Raw genomic sequence first — 23201 nt, 5'->3', positions numbered from 1 at the left:
CCGTCATCGCGGGCGATGACTCCCCCAGAATATTTGGATCAAGAGGAAGGCGCAGGGTTGCACTGCGCCTTTTTTCATGTGTCGCGGGTGATGCGATTGATATGGCCCATTTTGCGGCCCGCTTTGACTTCGGCTTTGCCGTAGAGATGCACGGCAGTGTCGCGCGCATTGAGCAGCTCTGGCAGGCGGTCCATATCCGCGCCAATCAGGTTTTCCATCACCACATCATTTTGCCGCTGACCATCGCCCAGAGGCAGGCCCACGACGGCGCGGATGTGCTGTTCAAACTGATCCACGGTGCAGCCGTTTTGGGTCCAGTGGCCGGAGTTGTGCACGCGCGGGGCGATTTCATTCACAATCAGCCCCTGTGCGGTGACAAACAGTTCCACCCCCATCACGCCGACATAATCGAGTTTGTTGAGGATATTGGCCGCCAGCAGCACCGCATCCATGCGCTGGCCAGCGGTCAGCTTTGCAGGCACGGTGGTGGTGCGTAGGATGCCATCCGCATGTACGTTTTCGCCGGGATCAAAACAGGCGACCTGACCGTCGATGCCGCGCGCGGCAATCACGGAGACCTCATGTGAGAAATCGACAAAGCCTTCCAGAAGCGCAGGCGCACCGGCCATATCGGCGAACGCGGCCTCTGCATCGGCGGCGGTTTTCAAGCGGGCCTGCCCTTTGCCATCATAGCCGAAACGACGGGTTTTCAGGATCGACGGGGCGCCAATCTCGGCCACCGCTTTGGCCATGCTGTCAGCATCGGTGACATTGGCAAAAGGCGCGGTTTTCAGGCCCAGATCGTTGAGAAAGGTCTTTTCTGTCAGGCGATCCTGGCTAACGCGCAGAGCTTCGCGACCGGGGCGAATGGGGCGATGCGCCTCCAGAATGTCCAGCGCGGAGGTGGGGATGTTTTCAAACTCATAGGTGATCACATCCACAGCTTCGGCAAAGGCCCGCAGCGCCTCTGCATCCTCATAGCTTTTCTGGAAGTGGTAATTCGCCACATGGCTGGCCGGGCAATCGCCGCCGGGTTCATAGATGCAGGTTTTATAGCCCAGACGGGAGGCCGCCACAGAGAGCATGCGGCCCAACTGGCCACCGCCGAGGATGCCGATCGTGGCGCCGAGGGGAAGCGGTTCAGTCATCTTGGGGCTCATCCGGGATAGAGGCAGACAGCGCGTCGCGCCAGGCGTCAAGGCGGGTGGCAAGATCCGCATCCTGTAGCGCCAGAATGCCTGCGGCCATCAGGCCCGCATTGGCGGCACCCGCTGCACCTATGGCCATGGTGGCCACGGGGAAACCTTTGGGCATCTGCACAATGGAATAGAGGCTGTCGACACCGGACAGGGCGCGGGTTTGCACCGGCACGCCCACCACGGGCACACGGGTCTTGGAGGCCATCATGCCGGGCAGATGGGCGGCCCCGCCTGCGCCTGCAATGATCACCTGCAGCCCGCGATCTGCAGCCGCTTTGCCATAGGCCCAGAGGCGATCCGGCGTGCGATGGGCGGAGACAATTTTCTTCTCGTAGGAAATGCCGAGCTCTTCGAGGATGGTGGCGGCTTCTTTCATTGTGGGCCAATCCGATTGGCTGCCCATAATGATGCCAACTTGAGGTGTGTCCGTCATATGCGCCTCTGAGATGGGAATTTGGCGAGGGTTATAGACGGTTCAGGGATTTAAGCAATGCAGCGCAGGGTTTTGACAGCCTGTGCGCTGGATGTTTGTGCAAAACGCAAAAACATCCTGCTGGAGGGCAGGATGCTTTGCGAAAAACGAGGGGTCGGGAGATCTGTGGTCTTAGGCGGCCCGCTTGAGGGTGGCCCCTTTGCGCTTGGCAATAAAGGCGGCGCGGCGTGTGCCGCGGGCCCATGGCATTTGCGGCGTGTCGGCCTTGGATGCGGCAACCACGGATTTGATGAAGCGGCTTTGGGTTTTCATGTCTGCTCTCCTGGGCTCTGGCCTCTTTGCGGTGGTCTGCGGGCCGATTGTTTCCAACTTGAGATCAGTCTCGTGGGGAAATGCGGCGCAGATGCGGCAGGATTGGTCAGATTTAAGGAAAATGTCGCGACACTTTGGTGCGTCTTGAAAAGCCTTTAACTTACAGGCGGATGCAGGAAATCAACCGGCCATAATCCGCTTCTTTCGCATGGGTGGTGCGGCGGTAAGAATAGAAGCGATCCGGGTCGGAATAGGTGCAGTGGCGGGTCCATTCCGCTTGCCCGATGCCCGCGCTGTGCAGCCGGTGCAGCCCGTAGCCGGGCAGGTCAAACAACAGGCGATCCCCTGTGCCTTGAGCAAAGAAACGGTGATTGTCTGCGTCCTGCGCCAGAAAGCGATCCAGGAATTCCGGGCCCACTTCATAGGCGGATTGGCTGATGCAGGGGCCGATGACGGCGTGGGTATTGGCGCGACTGGCTCCGAGGGTTTCCATAGCCTCCAGCGTGGCCTCCAAGACGCCGCCCAAAGCGCCTTGCCATCCGGCATGGGCCGCACCGACCACACCGGCCGCCGCGTCGGCAAAGAGAACCGGCTGGCAATCGGCGGTGAGAATCGACAGGGCCAGACCGGGCGTGGCTGTCACAAGAGCATCCGCGCGGGGGCGTTCTCCGGTCAGTGGCGCGGCGGCGATATGCACGTCGGCAGAGTGGTATTGATGCACCCCTGTCAGATGGGAGGGCTCAACCTGCATGGCGTCGGCCACGCGTTGGCGATTTATGGCGACAATTTCAGACTGATCAGAGCTGCCGGTGCCACAGTTGAGACCGTGAAACACACCAGAGGAGGCCCCGCCGCGTCGGGTGAAGAACCCGTGGTGCAGAGGGGCAAGCAGATCAGAGGTGAGAATCTCAAGCGTCATGTCAGGCATCCTGGTGGGGGTGTGCAGGTCTTGGGGAACAGAGCGAGCACTTTGAACAGGTTTCCCATTTCCTCTGGATGCGTCAAGCGCCGATGCGCTGCGATATGACTTTCCAGAGCGGCCCCCGTGAGGCGGGTGGCCAGCGATTGCGCGCGGGGGGTGATGCCGAGGTGTTCCAGAAAGACGCCTTGTGGGGTGAGCTTGGCATGGGCACAGGGGGCGGCCTGCGCGAGGGCCTCAAAATCCACATGCGCCGTGAGATCGCTCTCGCCGGGTGCTTCCAAAGGCGCAACAAAGGTATGGTTTTTCAGGGCCTGAAGCGTGTCCCCCTTGGAGCGCCAATCACCATAATCGATGATCAGGGCCGCGCCGCCATGATCGCGCAGGCGCGCGCCAATCTCGGAAGCAACCCCCAGAGCAGGCGCGCAGGTTTCCACGATCATATCCTGTGTGGTGTCGCTCAGCCGGTGTTCAAGCTGCGGCTGTGGCAATTCGGGGCCAAAGGCAAAGCTCAGCGCGCCGTCGCGCATGGCGATCAGGCGCTCATGCCAGCCGGTGGGTCCGCGTTGGAACTGGCGGATGGGCAGGGCGTCAAAGAACTCATTGGCCACCAGAAACAGCGGCTGTTGGGGCACTGTGTCGATGGTGTCGTGATGGGTCATATCGGCCGCGATGGTGTCGCGTTGTTTTCTGCGCAGGGTGGGGGAGGCCTCAACCAGATGCAGCTCTGCGGCGGCGTGAAAGCCGGGCACGGCGCGGGTGGCGCGCAGGATATCCGCCATGAGCGTGCCGCGACCGGGGCCCAATTCTGCGAGGGTGAAAGGCGCGGGGGCACCCTGATCGAGCCAAGTTTGCGCTAAAGCAAGTCCGATGAGCTCGCCAAACATCTGGCTGATTTCTGGCGCGGTGGTGAAATCGCCCGCCGCCCCCAAAGGATCCCGTGTGGTGTAATAGCCCAGAGTGGGGTGCAGCAGCGCCTCGGTCATGAAATCGGCCACAGTCATCGGGCCGTGGGCCTCAATGCGGGCCAGTAGATGTTGCGTGAGCCCTGTCATGTGCGGCGTGCGCGGATCACGAGGTAAAGGCCAAGGGCGATCATCGGCAGCGATAGGAGCTGACCCATGGTGAAGCCGTAGCCCGCGAGATGCAGCACGAGGCCCAGTGGGTTGCCTTCAGAGATGAACTGCGCATCCGGCTGGCGGAAGAATTCGACAATAAAACGTGCGGTGCCGTAGCCCATCAGGAACACGCCAATCAGGGTGCCGGGATGTTTGAGTGCGCCGCGACGATAGGCGAGGTAGAGCATCACTGCGCCAAGGATCAGCCCTTCCATCAGCGCCTCGTAAAGCTGCGACGGGTGGCGGGCGCAGAGGCCGACAAGCTGACCGCAGTCCTGTGCGGCATAGCCGGGGAAGACCACGCCCCATGGCAGATCGGTCGGACGGCCCCAGAGTTCGGCATTGATGAAATTGGCAATGCGCCCAAGGAACAGGCCGACGGGCACGCCAAGGGCCATGGCATCCCCCACCTGAAGTGGGCGCAGGTCGTATTTGCGACAATACAGCCAGCCTGCGAGGATCACCCCCAGCATGCCGCCGTGAAAGGACATGCCGCCGTCCCAGATGCGAATGATGTCGGCGGGGTTGGCGATATAGAAAGCCGGCTTGTAAAAGATCACATAGCCCAGACGCCCGCCTGCGATCACGCCAATGATCACCCAGCTGAGCAGGTCTTCGATTTGACGGGGGGTGATCGGGGCAGTGTCATTGGGCCAGAGTTCGGCGCGTTTGACCGTGGCCACCACAATGCGCCAGCCGATCAGGATGCCAACGATATAGGCCAGCGCATACCAGCGCAGGGCAAATTCCATACCAAAGAGCGAAATCGAGAAGATCTCTGGCGAAATATTGGGAAATGGCATGAGCGGCTCGCGGGCTTATGGATTTGCGCCACAAGTGGCCTTGGTGGCGCGACAAAGTCAACCTTGTGTCTGAGCGGCTTGGTGCCCATATAGGGGGCAGGATCATTTAGCGGAGAGTGCGATGCAAACCCGGAACAAGTTCATGGATGATATGTCCCAGTTGATGACCAACGCCATGGGCGTGGCGCAGGGTGCCAAGGACGAGGCCGAAAACGCGATGAAATCGCTGATGGACCGCTGGCTGGCGGACCGTGATTTCGTGACCCGCGAAGAATTTGACGCGGTGCGCGCCATGGCGCAGAAGGCACGCGAAGAAAACGAAGCGCTCAAGGCCCGCATTGAAGCGCTGGAAGGCAAAGACGGCTAAGAACTGCCAGCTTGTTATGAGGATTGGAAAGGCTGGCCGTTGGGGCTGGCCTTTTTGTTTTTCGGGGGAGTGTCGCTTTGAACAGTCAACTGATTAAGCGTTTGTTGGGCGGGGTGTTTTGGATTTTATTCGCGATGCCCTTCGTTGCCCACTTTTGGATCGGTGGCGTGGTGCTTGATAGCAGGGCAGATAATGGCGCCTATCTTGTCGTGCTGAGGGAAGCACCAGACGTCTGGGTGGCGGTCAGCGCGGTAAGTTATTGGACCTATCAGATTGTAGATTATGCCGTATTCCTTGGTGCCTGCGGTATGATGTTGTGGTTGGCGTGGCGCTGGCTTTGGCACGGTAGCCTAACAAAAAATCTGTGACCATCGCGCAAAGGATTAAAGCCTGATTGTACCCTCAATGCAGCTCTGCACTGCGCCACCCACCCAGATTTCCGTACCCTCCTGCACCACATGCACGCGGCCTTTGCGGCCAAGGGCGGTGCCCTGTGCGGCCACATATTGGGTGGAGGCGATGTCTGCTGAGATCAGCCATTGGGCAATACCGGCATTCAGGCTGCCGGTCACCGGATCTTCAAACCCGCCAGCGGAAAAACCGCGCACTTCAAAATCAATCCCGGCCTCTGGTGAGGGCGCGACAATGCCAATGCGCATGCCGTTGAGGATCGCGTAATCGGGTGTGATCGCCATGGCGCGGTTGTGATCGTTGAGCAGAAGCGCGGCCCAACCGGGGCCATTGTCGACCCAGGCCGACGTGGCGAGTTCTGCGGTATCGAGACCAAGACCAGCGCAGGCGCGCGCGACAAGATCTTGCGCCAAAGGCCCGCTGCGCAACAGAGGTGGCGCCGTGAAGAAGAGCTTTTGAGCGTCCTGACGGATGCGGATCAACCCAGCGGCGCAGTCTTGGACAATATCGAGGCCTTTGGGCTGCCCTCCTGCCGTGAGCCATGCGTGACAGCTCCCTAATGTGGGATGCCCGGCAAACGGCAGCTCTTGCGTTGGCGTAAAAATGCGCAGGCCATAGTCGGCCTCTGGCGTGCTCGGCGGCAGCAGAAAGCTGGTTTCGCTGAGGTTGGCCCAATGCGCCAGCTGTGCCATCTGCGCGTCGCATAGAGCCTCTGCGCCATGCACCACCGCCAACGGGTTGCCACATGTTGGCGTGTCGGTGAAGACATCCACCTGCGCGAATGCAAAGCTGCGGGGCATGGCCTGAAGTCCTTTAAATAGAGGTTTTTTAGGGTGTCGGACACAGTCGTTCTAGGGGCCTGCGCCCATCTGGCGAAGACTTGTGCTTAACATATATTAATCCACAACTTATTGCGTTATCCACAGATATTTTGCTTTACACTGATGAGTCGGCGCACCACCATATATTGTTAGGGGGGTCGAGTTATCCACAGGCCCTAGAGCAGACACCAAGCGCTAGGGGAGCTGCCAATCCCGTAGCGTGCAGATAAAATGAGGTGGCGCTATGGCATTATCAGAACAGTTTCTTGAGGAAGATTTGCACCCGATCGACATCGTGGAGCATCTCGCCGAGGGGCGTGACTGGAACTTCGACCGGATTGCAGATGATCAGATCGCTATGGCCGTTGAAGGCCAGTGGAAGACCTATTCGATCACTCTGGCTTGGTCCGCCTTTGATGAGACCCTGCGGATGGTCTGTTCCTATGAGGCAGAGCCACCGCGCAGCAAGCTGCCGCAGCTCTATGAGGTGCTCAATGCGGTCAATGACGAATGCTGGGGCGGGGCTTTCACCTATTGGGAGCAGCAGAAGCTGATGATCTATCGCTACGGCCTTGTGTTGAGCGGTGGGCAGATGGCGAGCCCGGATCAGATTGACACCATGATCCGCACAGCCATTGAGAATGCAGAGCGGTTTTATCCGGCCTTTCAGCTTGTGGTTTGGGGTGAGCAAACTGTGAAAGATGCAATGCAAGTAGCCATTGCAGAGGCCTACGGGCGGGCGTAACACTGGCCCCCAAAACCACAGAGGGGGCTTTCATGGACATGACTTTTGTTGCCGAGCGCGGTCTGGTGCTTTTGGGGTGCGGCAAGATGGGATCTGCCATGCTGCAGGGCTGGCTGGCGGATGGTCTGCCGTCTGCCTCTGTGTGGGTGCAGGATCCCAACCCGAGTGACTGGGTGCGCCAGAGCGGTGTGCATGTGAATGCTGACTTGCCTCAGGCCCCGGCCGTAGTGCTGATTGCGGTCAAGCCACAGATGATGAGCGACGCCCTGCCTGTGCTTAAGGAAATGGGGAATGGCGACACGCTGTTTGTGTCTGTTGCGGCGGGCATTTCCATTGCCACCTACGAGGATATCCTTGGGGCGCTCACCCCGATTGTGCGTGCCATGCCCAACACGCCTGCGGCTGTGGGCAAGGGCATCACAGCGATTGTGGGTAATGGACCTGCGGGTCTGACCGGGCTGGAAGCGGCAGAGGCGCTGCTGCAGGCGGTTGGGCAGGTGGTGCGCCTTGAGCGGGAAACCCAGATGGATGCGGTGACGGGCCTATCCGGCTCCGGCCCGGCCTATGTGTTTCACATGATCGAATGTATGGCGGCGGCAGGCGAAGCACAGGGGTTGTCTCCGGAGTTGGCCATGGCTCTGGCCAAGGCAACGGTAGCGGGCGCAGGCGCGCTGGCAGAGCAGGCCGAGGAGGCACCTGAGCAACTGCGCGTCAATGTGACCAGCCCAAATGGCACAACGCAGGCAGGCCTTGATGTGCTGATGGATCCGGCCGGGGGATTGCCTCCCTTGATGATCAAGACCGTTGGGGCCGCTGCCGACCGTAGCCGGGAGCTGGCCAATGGCTGAGATTGCGTTTGAGGATTTCCTGAAAGTGGATATTCGCGTGGGCACGGTGGTGCAGGCGGAGCCTTATCCGGAGGCGCGTAAACCGGCGATCAAACTCTGGGTGGATTTTGGCGGTGGCATCGGCGTGCGCAAAAGCTCGGCGCAGATCACGGCGCATTACACGCCTGAGGGGCTGATTGGTCAGCAGGTGATGGCGGTGGTGAACTTCCCGCCGCGCCAGATTGGCAAATTCATGTCGGAGATATTGGTTCTGGGGCTGCCCGATGAAAACGGTGAGATCGTGTTGATCGGGCCGGATGGCACGCGCAAAGATGCCGTTGTGCCTAATGGGGGGCGTTTGCATTGAAACGGTTGTTGATCACGCGCCCGCTGCCCGATGCTGTGGTAGCTGCCGCTCGCGAAGCGTTTCATGTCACTGTGCGGCTCAACAATCTGCCAATGCAGTCAGATGAGCTGCGCGATGCGCTGCGCAACTTTGATCTTGTCTTGCCGACATTGGGGGATGTCTTTGACGCGGGCGTGTTTGCGGATGTGGACACACCGCGGTGCAAGCTTTTGGCCAATTTTGGGGTGGGATATAATCACATCGACGTCGCCGCTGCAAAAGCCGCTGGCATTGCGGTGAGCAACACACCGGGCGCTGTGACCGATGCCACAGCGGATGTGGCATTGACCCTGATCCTGATGAGTGCGCGCCGGGCAGCCGAAGGGGAGCGGCTGGTCCGCTCTGGCGGTTGGAAAGGCTGGCATCCCACGCAGATGCTGGGGCTGCATGTGACGGGGAAAACCGTTGGTATTGTTGGTATGGGTCGTATTGGCCAAGCCATCGCGGCCCGGTGTCATTTTGGCTTCAACATGCCGGTAAAGTATTGGAACCGCTCTGCCAAAGACCTTCCGTTTGAGGCCACGCGCGTGGAACGCCTGACGGATCTGGCGGGGCAGGTGGATGTGCTTGTAGCGGCTGTTCCCGGTGGGGCTCAAACGCATCACCTGTTTGATGCAGATATTTTTGAGGCCATGCAGAGCCATGCGCATTTCATTAATATTTCCCGCGGGGAAGTGGTGGATGAAGCGGCGTTGGTTGAGGCGTTGCAGACGGGTAAAATTGCAGGGGCTGGCTTGGATGTCTATGAGTTTGAGCCGCGCGTTCCAGAGGCGCTGCGCAAGCTCAATACGGTGACGCTGCTGCCGCATCTGGGCACGGCCGCGCTGGAGGTGCGCAGCCAGATGGGCATGATGGCGGTTGACAACCTGCTGGCCTTTGAGCGTGGAGAAACACCGCCCAATCAGGTGTGATACCAGCGCGTCCTGAGATGCGCGCATGTTTAGGTTGAGGCGACGTCTGCCACGCTGTCATACGAGAGGGTGTCTTCCATTGCTTCGCGCCAGTGGCGGCGGCAGAGGGAGACGTAGCTTTCATTGCCACCGATCTGCACCTGTGCACCTTCTCGAAGCACCTGTCCGCTTTCATCCTGACGCACCACCATGGTGGCTTTCTTGCCGCAGTGGCAGATGGTGCGCACCTCCCGCATTTCATCCGCCAAGGCGAGCAATGCCGCGGAGCCCGGGAAAAGCTGGCCCTGAAAATCCACGCGCAGCCCATAACACATGACAGGCACCTTCAAATCGTCCACCGCACGAGCCAGTTGCCAGACCTGTGCCTCACTCAGAAACTGCGCTTCATCAATGAAGACACAGGCGAGCGGGCCTTGAGACAGGCGGGCGCCGATCTGAGCAAAGAGATCAGAGGTGGCATCAAAGGTGTCTGCGGGTTCTGAAATGCCGATGCGCGAGGCAATTCGGCCTTCACCGGCACGATTGTCAAACCGCGCGGTCAGCAGGTAGGTCCGCATGCCCCGTTCGCGGTAATTGTGAGAGGCCTGCAAGAGCACTGTCGATTTGCCGGCGTTCATCGTCGAATATTGAAAGTAGAGCTTGGCCATAGCAGCCTGATAGGCCGCTTCGCGCTCGGCGTGCAAGAGGCTGATGCGCTGCTTGGCTGGAAAATATTCGGGCTGAGGCAGAGAAAGGTGGCGGTGGGTCTTGCACAAAATCAGAAGCACGGCCCGTCCCATCGTGGCCAAGGCCAATGGGGATGATAGGGTCAGGCCGTGCGGCTCAATTGCCGAACAAGGCGCAGGTGACAGGCTGCGCAGCGCTCTTCCTGTGATCCGGCCCACCCGCCGGAAACTGATACCGCCGGACGAAACGCATCCGGTCTTTCTCAAATGACAGATTCAGGGTAATTCAAGAAATGGGAAAATTTTGCACGTCTTCCCCTTAAATGGGAAATCTGGGAAAGAGGTGCAGCAATAACGAGAAGTTGGGACAAGTGCATGACCGTGGTGGACAGCTATCTGAAGAAGCATTCTGAGGCTTTGGTCAAGGACGTAGGTATTGAAGCGGCCTGTGCGCTGACAGGGAAATCCAAGGCGACACTGGGGCGGTATTATTCCACGCATGACGAGCATGCGGATCGATTTATGCCGATTGATGCTGTTGCAGCTCTGGAAGAGGCAGCCTCCTATCCGCATGTGACGGCAGCGCTCGCCGAATTGCGCGGAAATTCGCTCAACCTTGAGGGGCGTCGCCGCAACTCTGACGACAAGGGGGGCGTCAATGCGGATGTGATCGCTTTAAGCCAGCGTTTTGCCATGCTGATGGCGGAGTACAATCAGTCCATAGAAGATGGCATCATCACTGTTGCAGAGGCAAAGCGTCTGTTGCAGGAGACAGTGGCGCTGCAGCAGGTGCTGGTCGATATGAAGCTGCATCTGGAAGAGGAATCCGTTTAAGCCATGGCGGGGCCACGCCAGCGACGGCCGTTGCTGGCGGCCGAGCGACATACCCCTGATCTGTTGCAGGGTTTTTTGACAGATCTCGAAGCCACACAGAGCTCTGCGGACGTGTGGGGGTTGATTGTGGAGGTGGGGCGCACACTCAATCTGCCGTACATCGATTTTATTTGTGCAGATAACTTTGCCAATTGGAAACGCACGCTTTTTATTCGGACCTCCTACGACAGCACGTGGTTGAATACCTTTAACGAAGATCCGGATGTGGCCAAATGGAGCTATTTTCGCACGCATGCGGTGCATCATCTGACTCCCATTGCTGTCGGACTGGAGTTTGTCGACGAGTATCATCATATGCCTGAAGCTCGGCATGCGGTGTTGCGCGAAGCCGCCGAGCGGGGACTGAGGGCGGGGTTTTCTGTGCCTTTGCGCCTGCATGCGCCGCCGCAGGCTGCTCTGATCACCTTCTGTGGGGACCACTCAAAGCGCGAAATGCGCCACATCATTCAGACCCATGGCTGGGTGCTCAACGCGGTGGCGATGATGGGGCATCAGCGCTATCAGACCCATTTTGCCGCCGAGTTTACACAGCGCAACAGCATCTCTGACAAGCAGCGGGAATTGCTTGAGATGATTGGAGCTGGCCTGCAGGACAAGGTGATTGCCGAACAGCTTGAGATTTCGGTTTCTGCGGTGCGTCAGCGGATGAACAACCTGTTGGCCAAGACTGGTTTGGCCAACAGGGCGGATCTGGCAGCGCTGGCCATGAGTGTTGGGCTGGTGCAGGACCCCCTGCATCGGATGAACCAAAAAGTTGGCGGCGTTTTGGTGGAAATGGGCGTGCCGCATGGCAGCACTTTCCGCTACAGAAAAGACTGAGCCCGAGATGGTCTTGAAGATTGGCCAAAGTCTCTTTGAAAAGTGTGCATGAAATAAGGGTGTTCTGGAAGCCAGAACACCCTCGCATCATAAAATGACCTACGGGAATATTTGTGCACGGGTGTGCATTGAAACCTCTGTACGGGACAGCACAGAGCGGACGGGGATTTGCGGAAAATCGCGCCTCGAACCTGCTGTCTCGGGACACCTGGGGTAGCACCACGATGAGACAACAGCTCCCTCCACCAATGATGGTAGCCCATCGTGGCGGGGAGTTTTGTGTCAGGACTTTAGAAAGTTAGGTTAACAAAGCTGTCAATTTTAACAGTTTTTTGAATTTCACCTGTCATAAATGATAGGTGCCGGAGGCTTCAGCCTCGGCACACTCGAATCATTGTGACCAATTGTGACCGGATCAGCGGCGCTTCAGCAGGACCGAACCAACCGAATATCCGGCGCCAAAGGAACAGATCACGCCATAGTCGCCGGGAGTGAGGTCGTCTGAAAATTTGGAGAAGGCGATGATGGATCCTGCGGATGATGTATTGGCATAGTCTTGCAGGATGTTGGGTTGCTCCCCGTCTTCTGGCGTACGGCCCAACACTTTCTTGCCGATAAAGTCATTCATGGATTTGTTTGCTTGATGCAGCCAGAGGCGGCTAAGCTGGTCCGCGCTGATGCCTTCGTCCGCAATGTGAGAGAGCATGTGGGCAGAGACCATGGGCACCACCTCTTTGAACACTTTGCGCCCGTTTTGCATGAACTGCATATCGCGGCGGTCGATCACCCCGTCCGGGCGCGAGCGGCGCAGGAAGCCGTTGTTGTTGCGGATGTTGTTGGAGAATTGCGTCGCACAGCGGGTGGAGATGATCTCAAAATGCGCGCCCTTGGCGTCTTCGCTGCGTTCAATCACCGAGGCTGTGGCCACATCCCCAAAGATGAAATGACAGTCACGGTCGCGCCATTCCAGATGGCCGGAGCAGATTTCCGGGTTGACCACAATGGCTTTGCGCACAGAGCCCGCGCGCACCATATCTGCCGCAGCCTGAATGCCGAAGGTGGCAGAGGAGCAAGCGACGTTCATGTCAAAGGCAAAGCCGCCCGCACCCAGTTCCTTTTGAATTTCAATTGCGATGGCCGGATAGGCCCGCTCCATATTGGAGGCGGCGCAGATCACCAGATCGATCTCTGACGCATCCACCTGCGCCTGAGCCAGCGCCTTTTTACAGGCGTCCAGTGCCATTTCGGTCATCACACCGGGCTCATCATCGTCCCGCTGGCGCAGTTGCGGATGCATCACATCGGGATTTAGGACGCCTTCTTTGTCCAGCACGTGCCGTTGTTCGATGCCAGAAGCTTTGAAAATGAATTCGCTGGAGGAATGTTGCAGGGGCGCCATCTCGCCGGCGTCAATGGCCTTGGCGTTCTCTGCGTTCATTTTGTCGGCGTAGGCGTTGAAGCTGGCGACCAGCTCGTCATTGGTGATGATGTTCTCAGGTGTGAAGACACCGGTTCCGGTGATCGCGGGCTTAAACATAACTGGGCCTTGAGTGGTTCTGGTGGCGCGCAGCTAGCCTTATTTTTGAACAGAACGTCAAGGGTTGACCTATGGTCAATTTCCTTGGCGGCCTTGTTTTATGGGCGGTCGCGGGTTTTGCCTCTGGGTGCAAAATGAGCACAGGCTCAGCGCAACTGAGCCGGGCCCAAGCGAAAGCCTCATCTGTGATGAGCGCTTTGGCGCGGGAGCCCTGCTTGGCGCCATAAACATCGCGCGGGTGAAAGGCCCTTAGAACGGGGCGTCCGGATAGGTGACTCCGGCCAGATAGAGCCCCTGTGGGGGGCAGACTGGGCCACAGGCCGCCCGGTCGCGGGCCTGCAGGGCCTGTGCCACGTCCTCCGGTTGCCAGCTGCCTGCGCCCACGCGCTCAAGCGTGCCGACAAAACTGCGCACCTGATTGTGCAGGAAAGAGCGCGCACGCACATGGAAGTGGATCTCCGGTCCGCCAAAACCGTCGACTTGCTCAACTCTGAGCTCATCAAGCGTTTTCTGCGGGCTGGCCGCCTGACAGATCGAGCTGCGGAAGGTGGTGAAATCATGGTTGCCAATCAGGTGATCCGCGCCCGCTTGCATGGCCGCGACATCCAGATCGTGTTTCACCTGCCATACGAGGCCAGCCTGATGGGTGGCGGGTGCCCGCCGCATCAGGATGCGAAACAGATAGCGCCGCTCAGTGGCGGAAAACCGGGCGTGCCAGTCGTCAGCCACCTTCGCGCAGTGCACAATGGCAACGGGCGCGGGTTTGAGTTGAAAATTCAGCGCTTCGGACAGCCGGAATGGATCCCAGTCTTTCTCCATGTCGCAATGGGCCACCTGTGCCAGGCCATGCACGCCCGCATCTGTGCGACCGGCGGCCGCGATGGTGTGGGCGCGTGGCTCAAGCTTCGCCAGCGCCGCCTCGATGGCCCCCTGTACAGAGGGCTGATCGGCCTGTCGCTGCCAGCCTGCAAAGGGGGCACCGTGGTATTCAACTTGAAGAGCATATCTGGGCATGCGCCTCAGGTAGCCGATTGCCACAGCAATTTGAAGAGAGCTGTTTTGTGGCTGGGCATCTGCGGGGAAATTTAGCGCTATTGTCCCCACTGGAAATGCCCCGGCGGCGGGCTTAGGTTCGGTTTGAAGCAGGCAAAGGGGCCACAATTGGTCATTTCCACAGTTGCAGAGGGTCTGGCACGCCAGATTGAAACAGTCACAGAGACGGTGACGGGGGCGTTTGATCCGGTGATCCGTCTGGGCGTTACCGGGCTCGCGCGGTCTGGCAAGACGGTCTTTATCACCTCCTTGGTGGCCAATCTCCTGGACAGGGGGCGGATGCCACAGCTTGCCGCCGCCGCAGAAGGGCGGATTGAGGCAGCGTTTTTACAGCCACAGCCAGATGATCTTGTGCCGCGCTTTGACTATGAGCGCCATTTGGCGGCCATGACGGGCAGCGCGCCGAACTGGCCAGACAGCACCCGCGCGATCAGTGAGCTGCGCGTCTCTTTGCGGGTGCGTCCAAACGGGCTGTTGTCCGGCTTTCAGGGGCTGCGCACCGTGCATCTGGATATTGTGGATTACCCCGGTGAATGGCTGCTGGATCTGGGGCTGATGGACAAGAGCTTTGCCACTTGGAGCCGCGAGGTGCTGGCGCGCACCGAGGGGCGGGATCTGGCCCGCCGTTATCATGAGTTGCTGCGCGACACGGATGTGCTGGCCCCGCTGTCAGAGCCGCAGGCACAGGCGCTGGCGGCGCAGTTTACCACCTATCTGCAGGCGGCGCGTGAGGCTGGGTTTTCAGATTGTACACCGGGGCGATTTTTGCTGCCCGGCGATCTTGCCGGATCGCCTGTTCTGACATTTGCGCCTTTGCCTGAGGTGGGCAAAGCGCCTCGCGGATCGTTGTGGCGGGTGTTTGAAAAACGCTTTGAAGCCTATAAAACGCAGGTGGTGAAGCCATTTTTCCGCGATCATTTCGCGCGCATCGATCGGCAGGTGGTGCTGGTCGATGTGCTGGGGGCCATTCATGCCGGACCGCAAGCTGTGGAAGACATGCGTGCTGGTCTGGCCGACACGCTCGCCGCTTTTCGCCCGGGGCGGAACGCCTTTCTTGCAAGGTTGCTGCGGGGCAAACGGGTGGAGAAAATCCTTTTTGCGGCCACCAAAGCGGATCACCTCCACCATCGTCAGCATCCGCAGTTGACCAATATCATGCAGGCGCTGACGCGTGAGGCCGCAGATCGCGCGCAGTTTGCTGGGGCCAAGACCGACGCCCTGTCGCTTGCCTCGCTGCGCACCACGGTGGAGGAAACGGTGGCTCATGAAGGGCGTCAGTTGGACTGTGTGCGCGGACAGCTGCTGGCGGATGGACGGCAGGCGGCCTTTTATCCCGGTCAATTGCCAGAGGACCCGACGGTCCTGCTCCATGCGGCCCGCTCTGGTGCGGCAAAGTGGCTGGATGACGACTATCAGGTGATGAAGTTTGCCCCCGCTGCCAACACATTGCGTCCGGGGAGCGGCCCGCCACATATCCGCGTGGACCGCGCGGCGCAGTTTTTGATTGGAGATATGCTGTGAGCACCGAACCAAGCAAAACCGGGCCCGTTCTGATCGAATTTGACGATGGCGTCGACGTAACAGAGGCCGCCCCTGTGCCAGATCTGATGGCACCAGCCCCGACAGGTCAGGCAATGCAGGTCACAGCGCAATTGGCGGCGCGCAAGCCCAGCCGCTTGACACGGTGGTTCTGGGCGCTTGTGGGGATGTTCGTAAGTGCGGCTGTGTCCATGGCGGCTTGGGATTTTGCCACGGGGCTGGTGGCGCGCAATCTCTATCTTGGATGGGCCGTGATGGGGATTGGAGCGGCGGCGCTTTTGCTGGCTGTGATGATTGTTCTGAAGGAGCTGGCCGGTTTGGCGCGTCTCAAGCGTGTGGATGGCTTGAAGATGCGTGCAGAAGCGGCAGTGCAGGCCCATGAGATGGGACAGGCGCGGAGCATTGTGGACGCGCTGTTGCAGCTCTATCGCGGACGCGAAGATCTGTCTTGGGGGCGTGACAGTCTCAGGCGGCAGCGCGACGAGGTGCTGGATGCGGATGCTCTTCTGGCTTTGGCCGAAAGCGCATTGATGGCACCTCTGGACAAGGCCGCGCAGCGTGAGGTGGAGGCAGCGGCCCGTCAAGTGGCGGCGGTGACCGCCTTGGTGCCGCTGGCGCTGGCGGATGTGGTGGCGGCATTGACGTCCAATCTGCGCATGATCCGGCGGATTGCGGAGGTTTATGGCGGCCGGTCCGGCACGCTGGGCAGTTGGCGCCTGTTTCGCGCGGTGATGACGCATCTGGTGGCCACGGGGGCTGTGGCGGCGGGCGATGATCTGATTGGGACCATCGCGGGTGGCGGCGCGCTGGCCAAAGTAAGCCGCCGGTTTGGCGAAGGCATTGTGAATGGCGCTTTGACCGCGCGTGTTGGCGTTGCTGCAATGGAGGTGTGCCGACCGCTGCCTTTTGGGGAGGGGCGTCGCCCCTCTGTGGCGGGGCTGGTGAAACGGGCTCTGACCGGTCTGTTCTCTAAAGAGAGGTGAGCTTGCTCACCGCAAGATCGGCACGCCCCCGGGGCCTTTCACCTTTTCCACAACACCTGCGCGCAGACTGCGGCCAATGCGATGGGCCAAGGCCGACCAGGCCGCCGCCTGTGTCTCAGAGAGCTCGCGTTTGAGGGTCATGTCAAACAGGGCCAGCCAAGCCTCGAACATTCCCGGGCGCACATTGCCAGCGTCGCGGTGCACCTTAAGCGGATTGCTGTCATAGCTGCGCTCATGAAGAATGGCATTGGCCCAAAAATCTACAATTTTAGCTTCATGCCCCGGCCAATCTTCTACATGCACGGCGAAAACCGGGCCAAGCCCGGGATGCTGGCGCACCATTTCATAAAAGGCGGCCACGACCCGGGCGATGTCATTTCGGGTTACATCAAATTTGGGAGGCAGAGACGCCATGTGCCGAACTCCTTTTTTTCCTACCTAAAATCGCGGTTGAGATCTTGCAACTGCAAGACAGTCGCACCCGGTGTCAGATTTGAGCGATTTTGTCGGATTTTTGATAAGCAAAATACTCGGATTTTGTTGTTGACAAAATCAATCAACTAATTGAAAGTAAACAAAAAAATTATTGAACCTAGAATCATTCTGATCTAAGTCTAGGGCAAGAACTCACTCAGGTGAGTCGACAAAAAACACATCAGCCATCAGGCGGACCCAGCCAGCCAAACGCCAGCCACGTCTTTTCCTGAACAGCAAAAGGAGAGAACCATGACCGATAAAGCCTGTAACGTTTGCGCCTTCTTTGACAACGCCGCTGTGAAAGAGACCTCTGCGAAAGAAACCGGTGGCCTGTGCCGTTTCAGCGCGCCAACCTTCCTCACCGAAGAGGAAATGCACGGCGACGCGCATTGGCCAGTTGTGAAAAGCAACGACTGGTGCGGCAGCTTTGAAGGTCGGGCTGCATAAGCACTTTGAGCGCCTGTCATAACGGGCCGCTTAGTTGCAGTGACCAGCCAGCCAAATCACGCCACGCAGCCAGCCAAAGCGCCAGCCACGTCGCCAGATTGAGTAAGCCAATCACTTAAGCGGGAAGGGGGTACGCAATGCGTGCCCTCTTTTTGTATGCTCAGAGCAGGGCGCAGCGGCGCCGTCCTGTCCTTATGTCTTTACCCTTTGCCTGCTGCGGCCTATAAGGCGCTCATGACGCAGCTATTCGCAATTATCATTCGAATTATCAGCCCGGCGCTCTAACTGATCGAGCCGCCGGGACAAGGCGTATGGAAGACCGCGCCGCCCTCTCTCATTCCAAATATGACCGCCTGAAAAGGACCGGACACATGTGTGCCGATACACCTGAATACAAAGATACGCTGAACCTGCCCAAAACCGATTTCCCAATGCGCGCGGGGCTGCCCAAACGTGAGCCAAACTGGCTGGAGCGCTGGGAAAACATGGGCGTTTATGACCGTCTGCGCGAAAAAGAAGATCGTAAGCCTTTTATCCTGCATGACGGTCCGCCCTATGCCAACGGCCATCTGCACATCGGTCACGCGCTGAACAAGACCATCAAGGACATGATCGTGCGCTCCCATCAGATGATGGGGCATGATGCGCGTTATGTGCCGGGCTGGGATTGTCACGGTCTGCCGATCGAGTGGAAGATCGAAGAGCAGTATCGCAAAAAAGGCAAAGACAAAGACGCAGTGGATGTGGTGGAGTTCCGTCAGGAATGCCGCAAGTTTGCCGAGGGCTGGATCGACATCCAGCGCGAGGAATTCAAGCGTCTGGGCATCACTGGCAACTGGCCAAACCCTTACATCACCATGGATTATCACGCTGAGGCGGTGATTGCCGATGAGTTCATGAAGTTCCTCATGAACGGCACGCTCTATCAGGGGTCTAAGCCTGTGATGTGGTCTCCGGTTGAGAAAACCGCGCTGGCGGAAGCTGAGGTGGAATATCACGATCACCAGAGCCACACCATCTGGGTGCCGTTCTCCTTCCAGAACGCCGAAGGTGATCTGTCTGAGGCGCGGGTGGTGATCTGGACCACAACGCCATGGACCATCCCTTCCAACCGTGCGGTGGCTTATGGCAATGGTATTGCATACGGCCTGTACCGCGTGGAGACGACCGAAGAGGAAAGCTGGACCAAGCCCGGCGATCTTTACATCTTTGCGGATACATTGGCCGAAGACTGTTTGCAAAAGTCACGCGTGACCGGTTTCACCCGTGTGCGTGATGTGGCCCCTGGTGAGTTTGATGGCCTGATCTGTGCGCACCCCTTCAAAGGGATCGATGGCGCGGATGGGTTCTGGGACTACGACGTGCCGATGATTGACGGCGATCACGTCACCGATGATGCCGGAACAGGCTTTGTGCACACGGCACCAAGCCATGGTCAGGAAGACTATGAAGCCTTTGTGGCACGTAACTGGCTGGAACGGATGACCCACAACGTCGGTGAGGAATCCGAGTTCCTGCCGCATGTGCCGTTCTTTGCAGGGCTGCAGGTGATCGACCGCAAAGGCAAAGAGGGCAAAGCCAACAACGCCGTCATTGCCAAGCTGGTGGAGGCCGGTGGCATCATTGCGCGTGGCCGTATCAAACACAGCTATCCGCACAGCTGGCGCTCCAAAGCGCCGATCATCTATCGCAACACGCCGCAGTGGTTTGCCTCTGTGGATCGCAAGCTGGAGGACGGCAAAGGTGAGATGGGCGACAGCATCCGCGAACGTGCGCTGCGCTCCATCGATGAGCTGGTGAAATGGACCCCACAAAAGGGCCGCAACCGTCTTTATTCCATGATCGAAAACCGCCCGGACTGGGTGCTGTCCCGTCAGCGCGCCTGGGGTGTGCCGCTGACCTGTTTCACCAAGAAAGGCCTGTTGCCCACCGATGAAGGCTTCTTGCTGCGCGACCCGGAGGTCAATGCCCGCATCAAGGCGGCCTTTGACGCAGAAGGCGCGGATTGCTGGTACTTTGACGGTGCCAAAGAGCGTTTCCTTGGCGAAGCTTACAATGCTGATGAATGGGAGCAGGTCTTTGACGTGCTCGACGTTTGGTTTGACTCCGGTTCAACCCATGCCTTTGTGCTGCGTGATCGTGAGGACGGAACCGAAGACGGGATCGCCGATGTCTACATGGAAGGCACCGACCAGCACCGGGGATGGTTCCACAGCTCATTGCTGCAGGCCTGTGGCACCAAAGGCCGCGCGCCTTATCGCAATGTGGTGACCCATGGCTTCACGCTGGACGCCAAGGGCAACAAAATGTCCAAGTCGCTTGGCAATACCATCGTGCCAGAGAAGGTGGTGAAGCAATATGGCGCTGATATTCTGCGCCTGTGGGTGGCGCAGACCGATTACACCGCCGATCAGCGCATCGGGGATGAGATCCTCAAAGGTGTTGCCGACAGTTATCGCCGCCTGCGCAACACCATGCGCTTTATGCTGGGCTCGCTTGCCGATTTCACCGAGGCGGACCGTGTGGACCCCGCAGATATGCCAGAGCTGGAGCGTTGGGTGCTGCATCGTCTGGCAGAGCTGGATCATCAGGTGCGCAAAGGCTACGCGGAATTCAACTTCCAGGGTGTGCTCTCTGCCGTGTTCAACTTTGCCACCGTGGAACTCTCTGCTTTCTACTTCGATATCCGCAAGGATGCGCTTTATTGTGATGGCAACACGTTGCGCCGTCGGGCCGCGCGTACGGTGCTGGACATCCTGTTCCATCGCCTGACCACATGGCTGGCACCGGTGCTGGTGTTCACCATGGAAGAGGTTTGGCTGGAGCGGTTCCCCGGCGAAGACAGCTCTGTCCATCTGGTGGATTTCCCAGACACCCCTGCAGACTGGATCGACGAGCCTCTGGCCGCCAAATGGGCAGAAGTGCGTGACGTGCGCCGCGTGGTGACCGCCGCACTGGAGATCCAGCGGACGGATAAGGTGATTGGCTCCAGTCTTGAAGCGGCCCCTGTGGTGCATGTCCGTGATGCGGATGTTGTCGCGGCGCTGAAGACCGTGGAATTTGCCGATGTCTGCATCACATCTGATATTTCGGTGACCAATGATCCGATGCCCGCAGAAGCCTTCCGTCTGCCGGAGGTGGAGGGCGTTGGCGTGGTCTTTGAGAAGGCGCAGGGGCAGAAATGTCAGCGCAGCTGGAAGATCATGCCGGATGTGGGCACCTACAAATACCCAGGTGTATGCAAGCGGTGTAACGATGCTCTCGAAGAGATGGGATATCCGCTTTGAGATCCTGAGTGCCGCCTATGGCACTCCGAATGATGCGTATTATGAGGCGTCCCGCTTGCGGGGCGCCTTTGTCTTGGGCAGGGTGGCAGAATGCGACAGACAACCGTTGAAACGCCGACCGGTCCCATGATTCTCACCGAACAAGACGGTGCCATTGTGCGCGCGGCTTGGGGGGAGTGTGACCAAGACGATGGCACACCTCTGTTGCGCCGGGCGGCGGCGCAGCTCACGGCCTATTTTGAAGACCCTGCGGAGGGGTTTGATCTGCCGCTGCGTGTGGAGGCCTCAGAGTTTCAGCAGAAAGTCTGCGCCGCCATGCTGGCCATTCCCTTGGGAGAGACCCGCACCTATGGCGACCTGTCCAAAGAGCTGGGCGTGCCTGCGCAGGCGATTGGTCAGGGCTGTGGCGGCAATCCCATCCCGGTGATCATTCCATGCCACCGCGTGTTGGGCGCCAACGGGCTTGGCGGGTTTTCAGGCGAAGGCGGCGTGGAGACCAAGGTCTGGCTGCTCAAGCATGAGCGCGCCGCCGGGTTGCTGATCTGATCAGAGCTGCTCACGGTAAATGAGCTGCTGTGCCGCGCCGGCGCAGAGCAGATAGGCCGAGGTGGCCACAAGCCCCCAGAGTGCCCAGCTTTCGGGGTGGAAATCCACCCAGGCGGCCCAGCCTGCAAAAAGCGTCCAGGCCAGAGCCAGCGGCAGCGACAGCCAGCGCCAGCGCGCGGTGCGCACCGGGTGAATAAACTTGATCGGCAGGAACATGGCCACGGCCAAGATGGTCACAAGCGCGAGGCTGACCCAGAAGTTGGGCTCTACCGCAAAAATCACGATCACCAGCATATTCCAGCACCCCGGAAAGCCGGAGAAGGAATTGTCTTTGGTTTTCATGCGGGTGTCGCAGAAATAAAGCGCGGAGGTGAAGGTGATCACAATGATGGCAAACCAGCCGGTCCAGCCATCCATCAGCCCGGATTTGAAAAGCGCAAAGGCCGGGATGAACACATAGGTCAGGTAGTCGATGATCAGATCAAGCAGCACGCCGTCAAATTCAGGCGCGTTCTTCTTAACATCATAGTGCCGCGCCAGTGGTCCATCGATGCCATCGACAATGAAAGCAACCACCAACCAGAGGAACATCAGGCTCCATTTCCCATCCACAGCGGCCAGCATGGCGAGCATGGACAGGACAGCACCGGTTGCGGTGAAGAGATGGACGGCAAGGGCACGGGCACGAATAGTCATTTGTGTGTCATGCAGGAATTGGCGCGTGAGTGCAACGGTGGAGCGCGCAGTTTGGTGCAGTCGTGCCCTCAGGTGTGGGATGCCTCCGGCGGGGATATTTGAGGTCAAATGAAGCCGACTGGCTCATTGGCGTGGTTTGAGGGCAAAAATGGCGGTGCGAACGGCCTCTGGCAGAGTGATGTCGCTGTGTTCAGGCGCGGCGTCCAGGGCGGAGGCCACGTCTTTGGTGAGAATACCGATGGTGTTGTCTTCTGCCCAGCCATCGCGGGCGAACTCAATCTCGTCAAAGCCTGAGGCGAGCCAATTTTGCCCTGAAGAGGTATGGATCAGCTTGAGAAGCGCGGCTTCGTCAATGCTGCTTTGGTCCGCCCAGTCCAGCACCAGCCGGGTCATTGCCGTGTTGGTGGCCGCCAACAGGTTGTTGAGTACCTTCGCCTGCATGCCTGCGCCGAACGGCCCCATGTGGTGGAAATGCGCGCCCATAGCGTCAAACAGAGGCTGGTGCTGTGCCAGCGCGTCGATTTCGCCGCCAAGCATGAAGGACAGGCGGGCTTCTTCGGCGGCGATGGCTGCGCCGGACATGGGGGCATCAATGAGTGTGATGTGGCTCGGGACTTTGTCGCGCAGCGCGCGCACATATCGCGGTGAGAGGGTGGAGGAGATGATGACAGTGGACAGGTGAGGGGCTGTGTCGATCAGGTTTTGCGCGCCAAACAACAGATCATCGGTTTGATCAATATCGCGCACCACGGTGATCAACACACGCAGATCCGCTGCAAAATTTGGTAGGGACAAAAGCTGTTTTGCGGGAAGTGTCAGAGCGCTGGCCGGGCGAATGTCGAAGCCTTTTGCATCAAAACCCGCATTGCGCAGTGCCATCAGCATCGGTCCGCCCATACGCCCGCAGCCTGCGACCCCGATGCCAGTTGTTGCTAAATTCTGAGGCATGTGGCCCTCCGCGCAGGGATGCGCAGAGGGCATCCGGA

26 protein-coding genes are annotated in these 23201 nt (G+C 59.1%); 13 read left to right on the top strand and 13 right to left on the bottom strand.

What is annotated here, in order from left to right; all coding sequences use genetic code 11:
- Positions 1–74: 74 nt before the first annotated feature.
- From J7382_RS14685 to lgt, 6 genes are all read right to left on the bottom strand, one after another.
- Positions 75–1148: a 5-(carboxyamino)imidazole ribonucleotide synthase gene (locus J7382_RS14685; protein ID WP_209069792.1), complete on the bottom strand. Its 1074-nt coding sequence runs from the start codon at positions 1146–1148 to the stop codon at positions 75–77.
- A complete protein-coding gene (gene purE / locus J7382_RS14680; protein WP_058239542.1) occupies positions 1141–1632 on the bottom strand; it encodes a 5-(carboxyamino)imidazole ribonucleotide mutase in 492 nt (163 codons plus the stop codon). The genes J7382_RS14685 and purE overlap by 8 nt, the downstream gene beginning before the upstream one ends.
- 171 nt (positions 1633–1803) lie before the next feature.
- The gene (locus J7382_RS14675; protein ID WP_209069791.1) at positions 1804–1944 is read right to left on the bottom strand and encodes a hypothetical protein; all 141 of its coding nucleotides are present in this window, start codon (positions 1942–1944) and stop codon (positions 1804–1806) included.
- 160 nt (positions 1945–2104) lie between these two features.
- Positions 2105–2863, bottom strand: coding sequence for a peptidoglycan editing factor PgeF (gene pgeF, locus J7382_RS14670; RefSeq protein WP_209069790.1), 759 nt, complete (start codon positions 2861–2863; stop codon positions 2105–2107).
- Positions 2860–3918 carry an SAM-dependent methyltransferase gene (locus J7382_RS14665; RefSeq protein WP_209069789.1) on the bottom strand — a complete coding sequence of 353 codons (1059 nt, stop codon included), beginning with the start codon at positions 3916–3918 and terminating at the stop codon, positions 2860–2862. Before J7382_RS14665 ends, pgeF begins: the two co-directional genes overlap by 4 nt.
- Positions 3915–4784, bottom strand: coding sequence for a prolipoprotein diacylglyceryl transferase (gene lgt, locus J7382_RS14660; RefSeq protein WP_209069788.1), 870 nt, complete (start codon positions 4782–4784; stop codon positions 3915–3917). Before lgt ends, J7382_RS14665 begins: the two co-directional genes overlap by 4 nt.
- A gap of 121 nt (positions 4785–4905) precedes the next feature.
- Between lgt and J7382_RS14655 the strand changes: the two genes are divergently transcribed.
- Together J7382_RS14655 and J7382_RS14650 are read left to right on the top strand one after the other, a co-directional pair.
- Positions 4906–5151, top strand: coding sequence for an accessory factor UbiK family protein (locus J7382_RS14655; RefSeq protein ID WP_209069787.1), 246 nt, complete (start codon positions 4906–4908; stop codon positions 5149–5151).
- Positions 5152–5228: 77 nt separating this feature from the next.
- The gene (locus J7382_RS14650; RefSeq protein WP_209069786.1) at positions 5229–5519 is read left to right on the top strand and encodes a hypothetical protein; all 291 of its coding nucleotides are present in this window, start codon (positions 5229–5231) and stop codon (positions 5517–5519) included.
- Positions 5520–5534: 15 nt separating this feature from the next.
- On the opposite strand, the gene J7382_RS14645 is transcribed toward J7382_RS14650, so the two are convergent.
- A complete protein-coding gene (locus J7382_RS14645; protein ID WP_209069785.1) occupies positions 5535–6362 on the bottom strand; it encodes a PhzF family phenazine biosynthesis protein in 828 nt (275 codons plus the stop codon).
- A gap of 265 nt (positions 6363–6627) precedes the next feature.
- Here J7382_RS14645 and J7382_RS14640 point away from each other — a divergent pair, with 265 nt between their 5' ends.
- The 4 genes from J7382_RS14640 to J7382_RS14625 are packed head-to-tail and all read left to right on the top strand — an operon-like array spanning position 6628 to position 9272.
- Positions 6628–7128 (top strand): YbjN domain-containing protein, encoded by a 501-nt coding sequence (locus J7382_RS14640; RefSeq protein WP_209069784.1) that lies wholly within the window; start codon positions 6628–6630, stop codon positions 7126–7128.
- A 32-nt stretch (positions 7129–7160) separates the two neighbouring features.
- Positions 7161–7976, top strand: a complete 816-nt coding sequence (gene proC / locus J7382_RS14635; RefSeq protein ID WP_209069783.1) for a pyrroline-5-carboxylate reductase — start codon at positions 7161–7163, stop codon at positions 7974–7976.
- The gene (locus J7382_RS14630; protein WP_209069782.1) at positions 7969–8322 is read left to right on the top strand and encodes a tRNA-binding protein; all 354 of its coding nucleotides are present in this window, start codon (positions 7969–7971) and stop codon (positions 8320–8322) included. Before proC ends, J7382_RS14630 begins: the two co-directional genes overlap by 8 nt.
- Positions 8319–9272, top strand: coding sequence for a D-glycerate dehydrogenase (locus tag J7382_RS14625; RefSeq protein WP_209069781.1), 954 nt, complete (start codon positions 8319–8321; stop codon positions 9270–9272). Before J7382_RS14630 ends, J7382_RS14625 begins: the two co-directional genes overlap by 4 nt.
- A gap of 29 nt (positions 9273–9301) precedes the next feature.
- Here the strand turns inward: J7382_RS14625 and J7382_RS14620 are convergent, their stop codons facing one another.
- Complete coding sequence (locus tag J7382_RS14620; protein ID WP_209069932.1) at positions 9302–9919, bottom strand: thymidine kinase; 618 nt, start codon at positions 9917–9919, stop codon at positions 9302–9304.
- Positions 9920–10312: 393 nt separating this feature from the next.
- On the opposite strand from J7382_RS14620, the gene J7382_RS14615 reads away from it, so the two are divergent.
- Positions 10313–10771, top strand: a complete 459-nt coding sequence (locus J7382_RS14615; RefSeq protein ID WP_209069780.1) for a hypothetical protein — start codon at positions 10313–10315, stop codon at positions 10769–10771.
- Between the two features lie 75 nt (positions 10772–10846).
- The gene (locus J7382_RS14610) at positions 10847–11650 is read left to right on the top strand and encodes a LuxR C-terminal-related transcriptional regulator (protein ID WP_209069779.1); all 804 of its coding nucleotides are present in this window, start codon (positions 10847–10849) and stop codon (positions 11648–11650) included.
- A 415-nt stretch (positions 11651–12065) separates the two neighbouring features.
- Here J7382_RS14610 and J7382_RS14605 read toward each other — a convergent pair whose 3' ends face one another.
- Together J7382_RS14605 and truA are read right to left on the bottom strand one after the other, a co-directional pair.
- On the bottom strand, positions 12066–13187 hold the full coding sequence (locus J7382_RS14605) for a beta-ketoacyl-ACP synthase III (protein ID WP_209069778.1): 1122 nt from the start codon (positions 13185–13187) through the stop codon (positions 12066–12068).
- A 249-nt stretch (positions 13188–13436) separates the two neighbouring features.
- Entirely contained in the window at positions 13437–14201 is a 765-nt protein-coding gene (gene truA / locus J7382_RS14600) for a tRNA pseudouridine(38-40) synthase TruA (RefSeq protein WP_209069777.1), read from the bottom strand.
- A gap of 147 nt (positions 14202–14348) precedes the next feature.
- On the opposite strand from truA, the gene J7382_RS14595 reads away from it, so the two are divergent.
- Positions 14349–15761: a YcjX family protein gene (locus J7382_RS14595; RefSeq protein WP_209069776.1), complete on the top strand. Its 1413-nt coding sequence runs from the start codon at positions 14349–14351 to the stop codon at positions 15759–15761.
- Positions 15758–16762 (top strand): TIGR01620 family protein, encoded by a 1005-nt coding sequence (locus J7382_RS14590; RefSeq protein ID WP_209069775.1) that lies wholly within the window; start codon positions 15758–15760, stop codon positions 16760–16762. The genes J7382_RS14595 and J7382_RS14590 overlap by 4 nt, the downstream gene beginning before the upstream one ends.
- 6 nt (positions 16763–16768) lie before the next feature.
- Here the strand turns inward: J7382_RS14590 and J7382_RS14585 are convergent, their stop codons facing one another.
- Positions 16769–17176, bottom strand: coding sequence for a group III truncated hemoglobin (locus J7382_RS14585; RefSeq protein WP_209069774.1), 408 nt, complete (start codon positions 17174–17176; stop codon positions 16769–16771).
- Positions 17177–17488: 312 nt separating this feature from the next.
- Between J7382_RS14585 and J7382_RS14580 the strand changes: the two genes are divergently transcribed.
- From J7382_RS14580 to J7382_RS14570, 3 genes are all read left to right on the top strand, one after another.
- Entirely contained in the window at positions 17489–17686 is a 198-nt protein-coding gene (locus tag J7382_RS14580; protein ID WP_209069773.1) for a hypothetical protein, read from the top strand.
- 371 nt (positions 17687–18057) lie between these two features.
- A complete protein-coding gene (ileS, locus tag J7382_RS14575) occupies positions 18058–20973 on the top strand; it encodes an isoleucine--tRNA ligase (protein WP_209069772.1) in 2916 nt (971 codons plus the stop codon).
- Between the two features lie 90 nt (positions 20974–21063).
- Positions 21064–21519, top strand: a complete 456-nt coding sequence (locus J7382_RS14570) for a methylated-DNA--[protein]-cysteine S-methyltransferase (protein ID WP_209069771.1) — start codon at positions 21064–21066, stop codon at positions 21517–21519.
- Here the strand turns inward: J7382_RS14570 and J7382_RS14565 are convergent, their stop codons facing one another.
- Both J7382_RS14565 and J7382_RS14560 read right to left on the bottom strand, forming a co-directional pair.
- Positions 21520–22215 (bottom strand): CDP-alcohol phosphatidyltransferase family protein, encoded by a 696-nt coding sequence (locus J7382_RS14565; protein WP_209069770.1) that lies wholly within the window; start codon positions 22213–22215, stop codon positions 21520–21522.
- Between the two features lie 123 nt (positions 22216–22338).
- Complete coding sequence (locus tag J7382_RS14560) at positions 22339–23163, bottom strand: NAD(P)-binding domain-containing protein (RefSeq protein WP_209069769.1); 825 nt, start codon at positions 23161–23163, stop codon at positions 22339–22341.
- Positions 23164–23201 lie beyond the last annotated feature (38 nt).

It is taken from the genome of Shimia sp. R11_0 (genome assembly GCF_017744035.1).
In the GTDB taxonomy this organism is placed as follows: domain Bacteria; phylum Pseudomonadota; class Alphaproteobacteria; order Rhodobacterales; family Rhodobacteraceae; genus Shimia; species Shimia marina.
The sequence above is the reverse complement of the archived record's forward strand: the minus strand, read 5'-3'. Positions and strand labels throughout refer to the sequence as shown.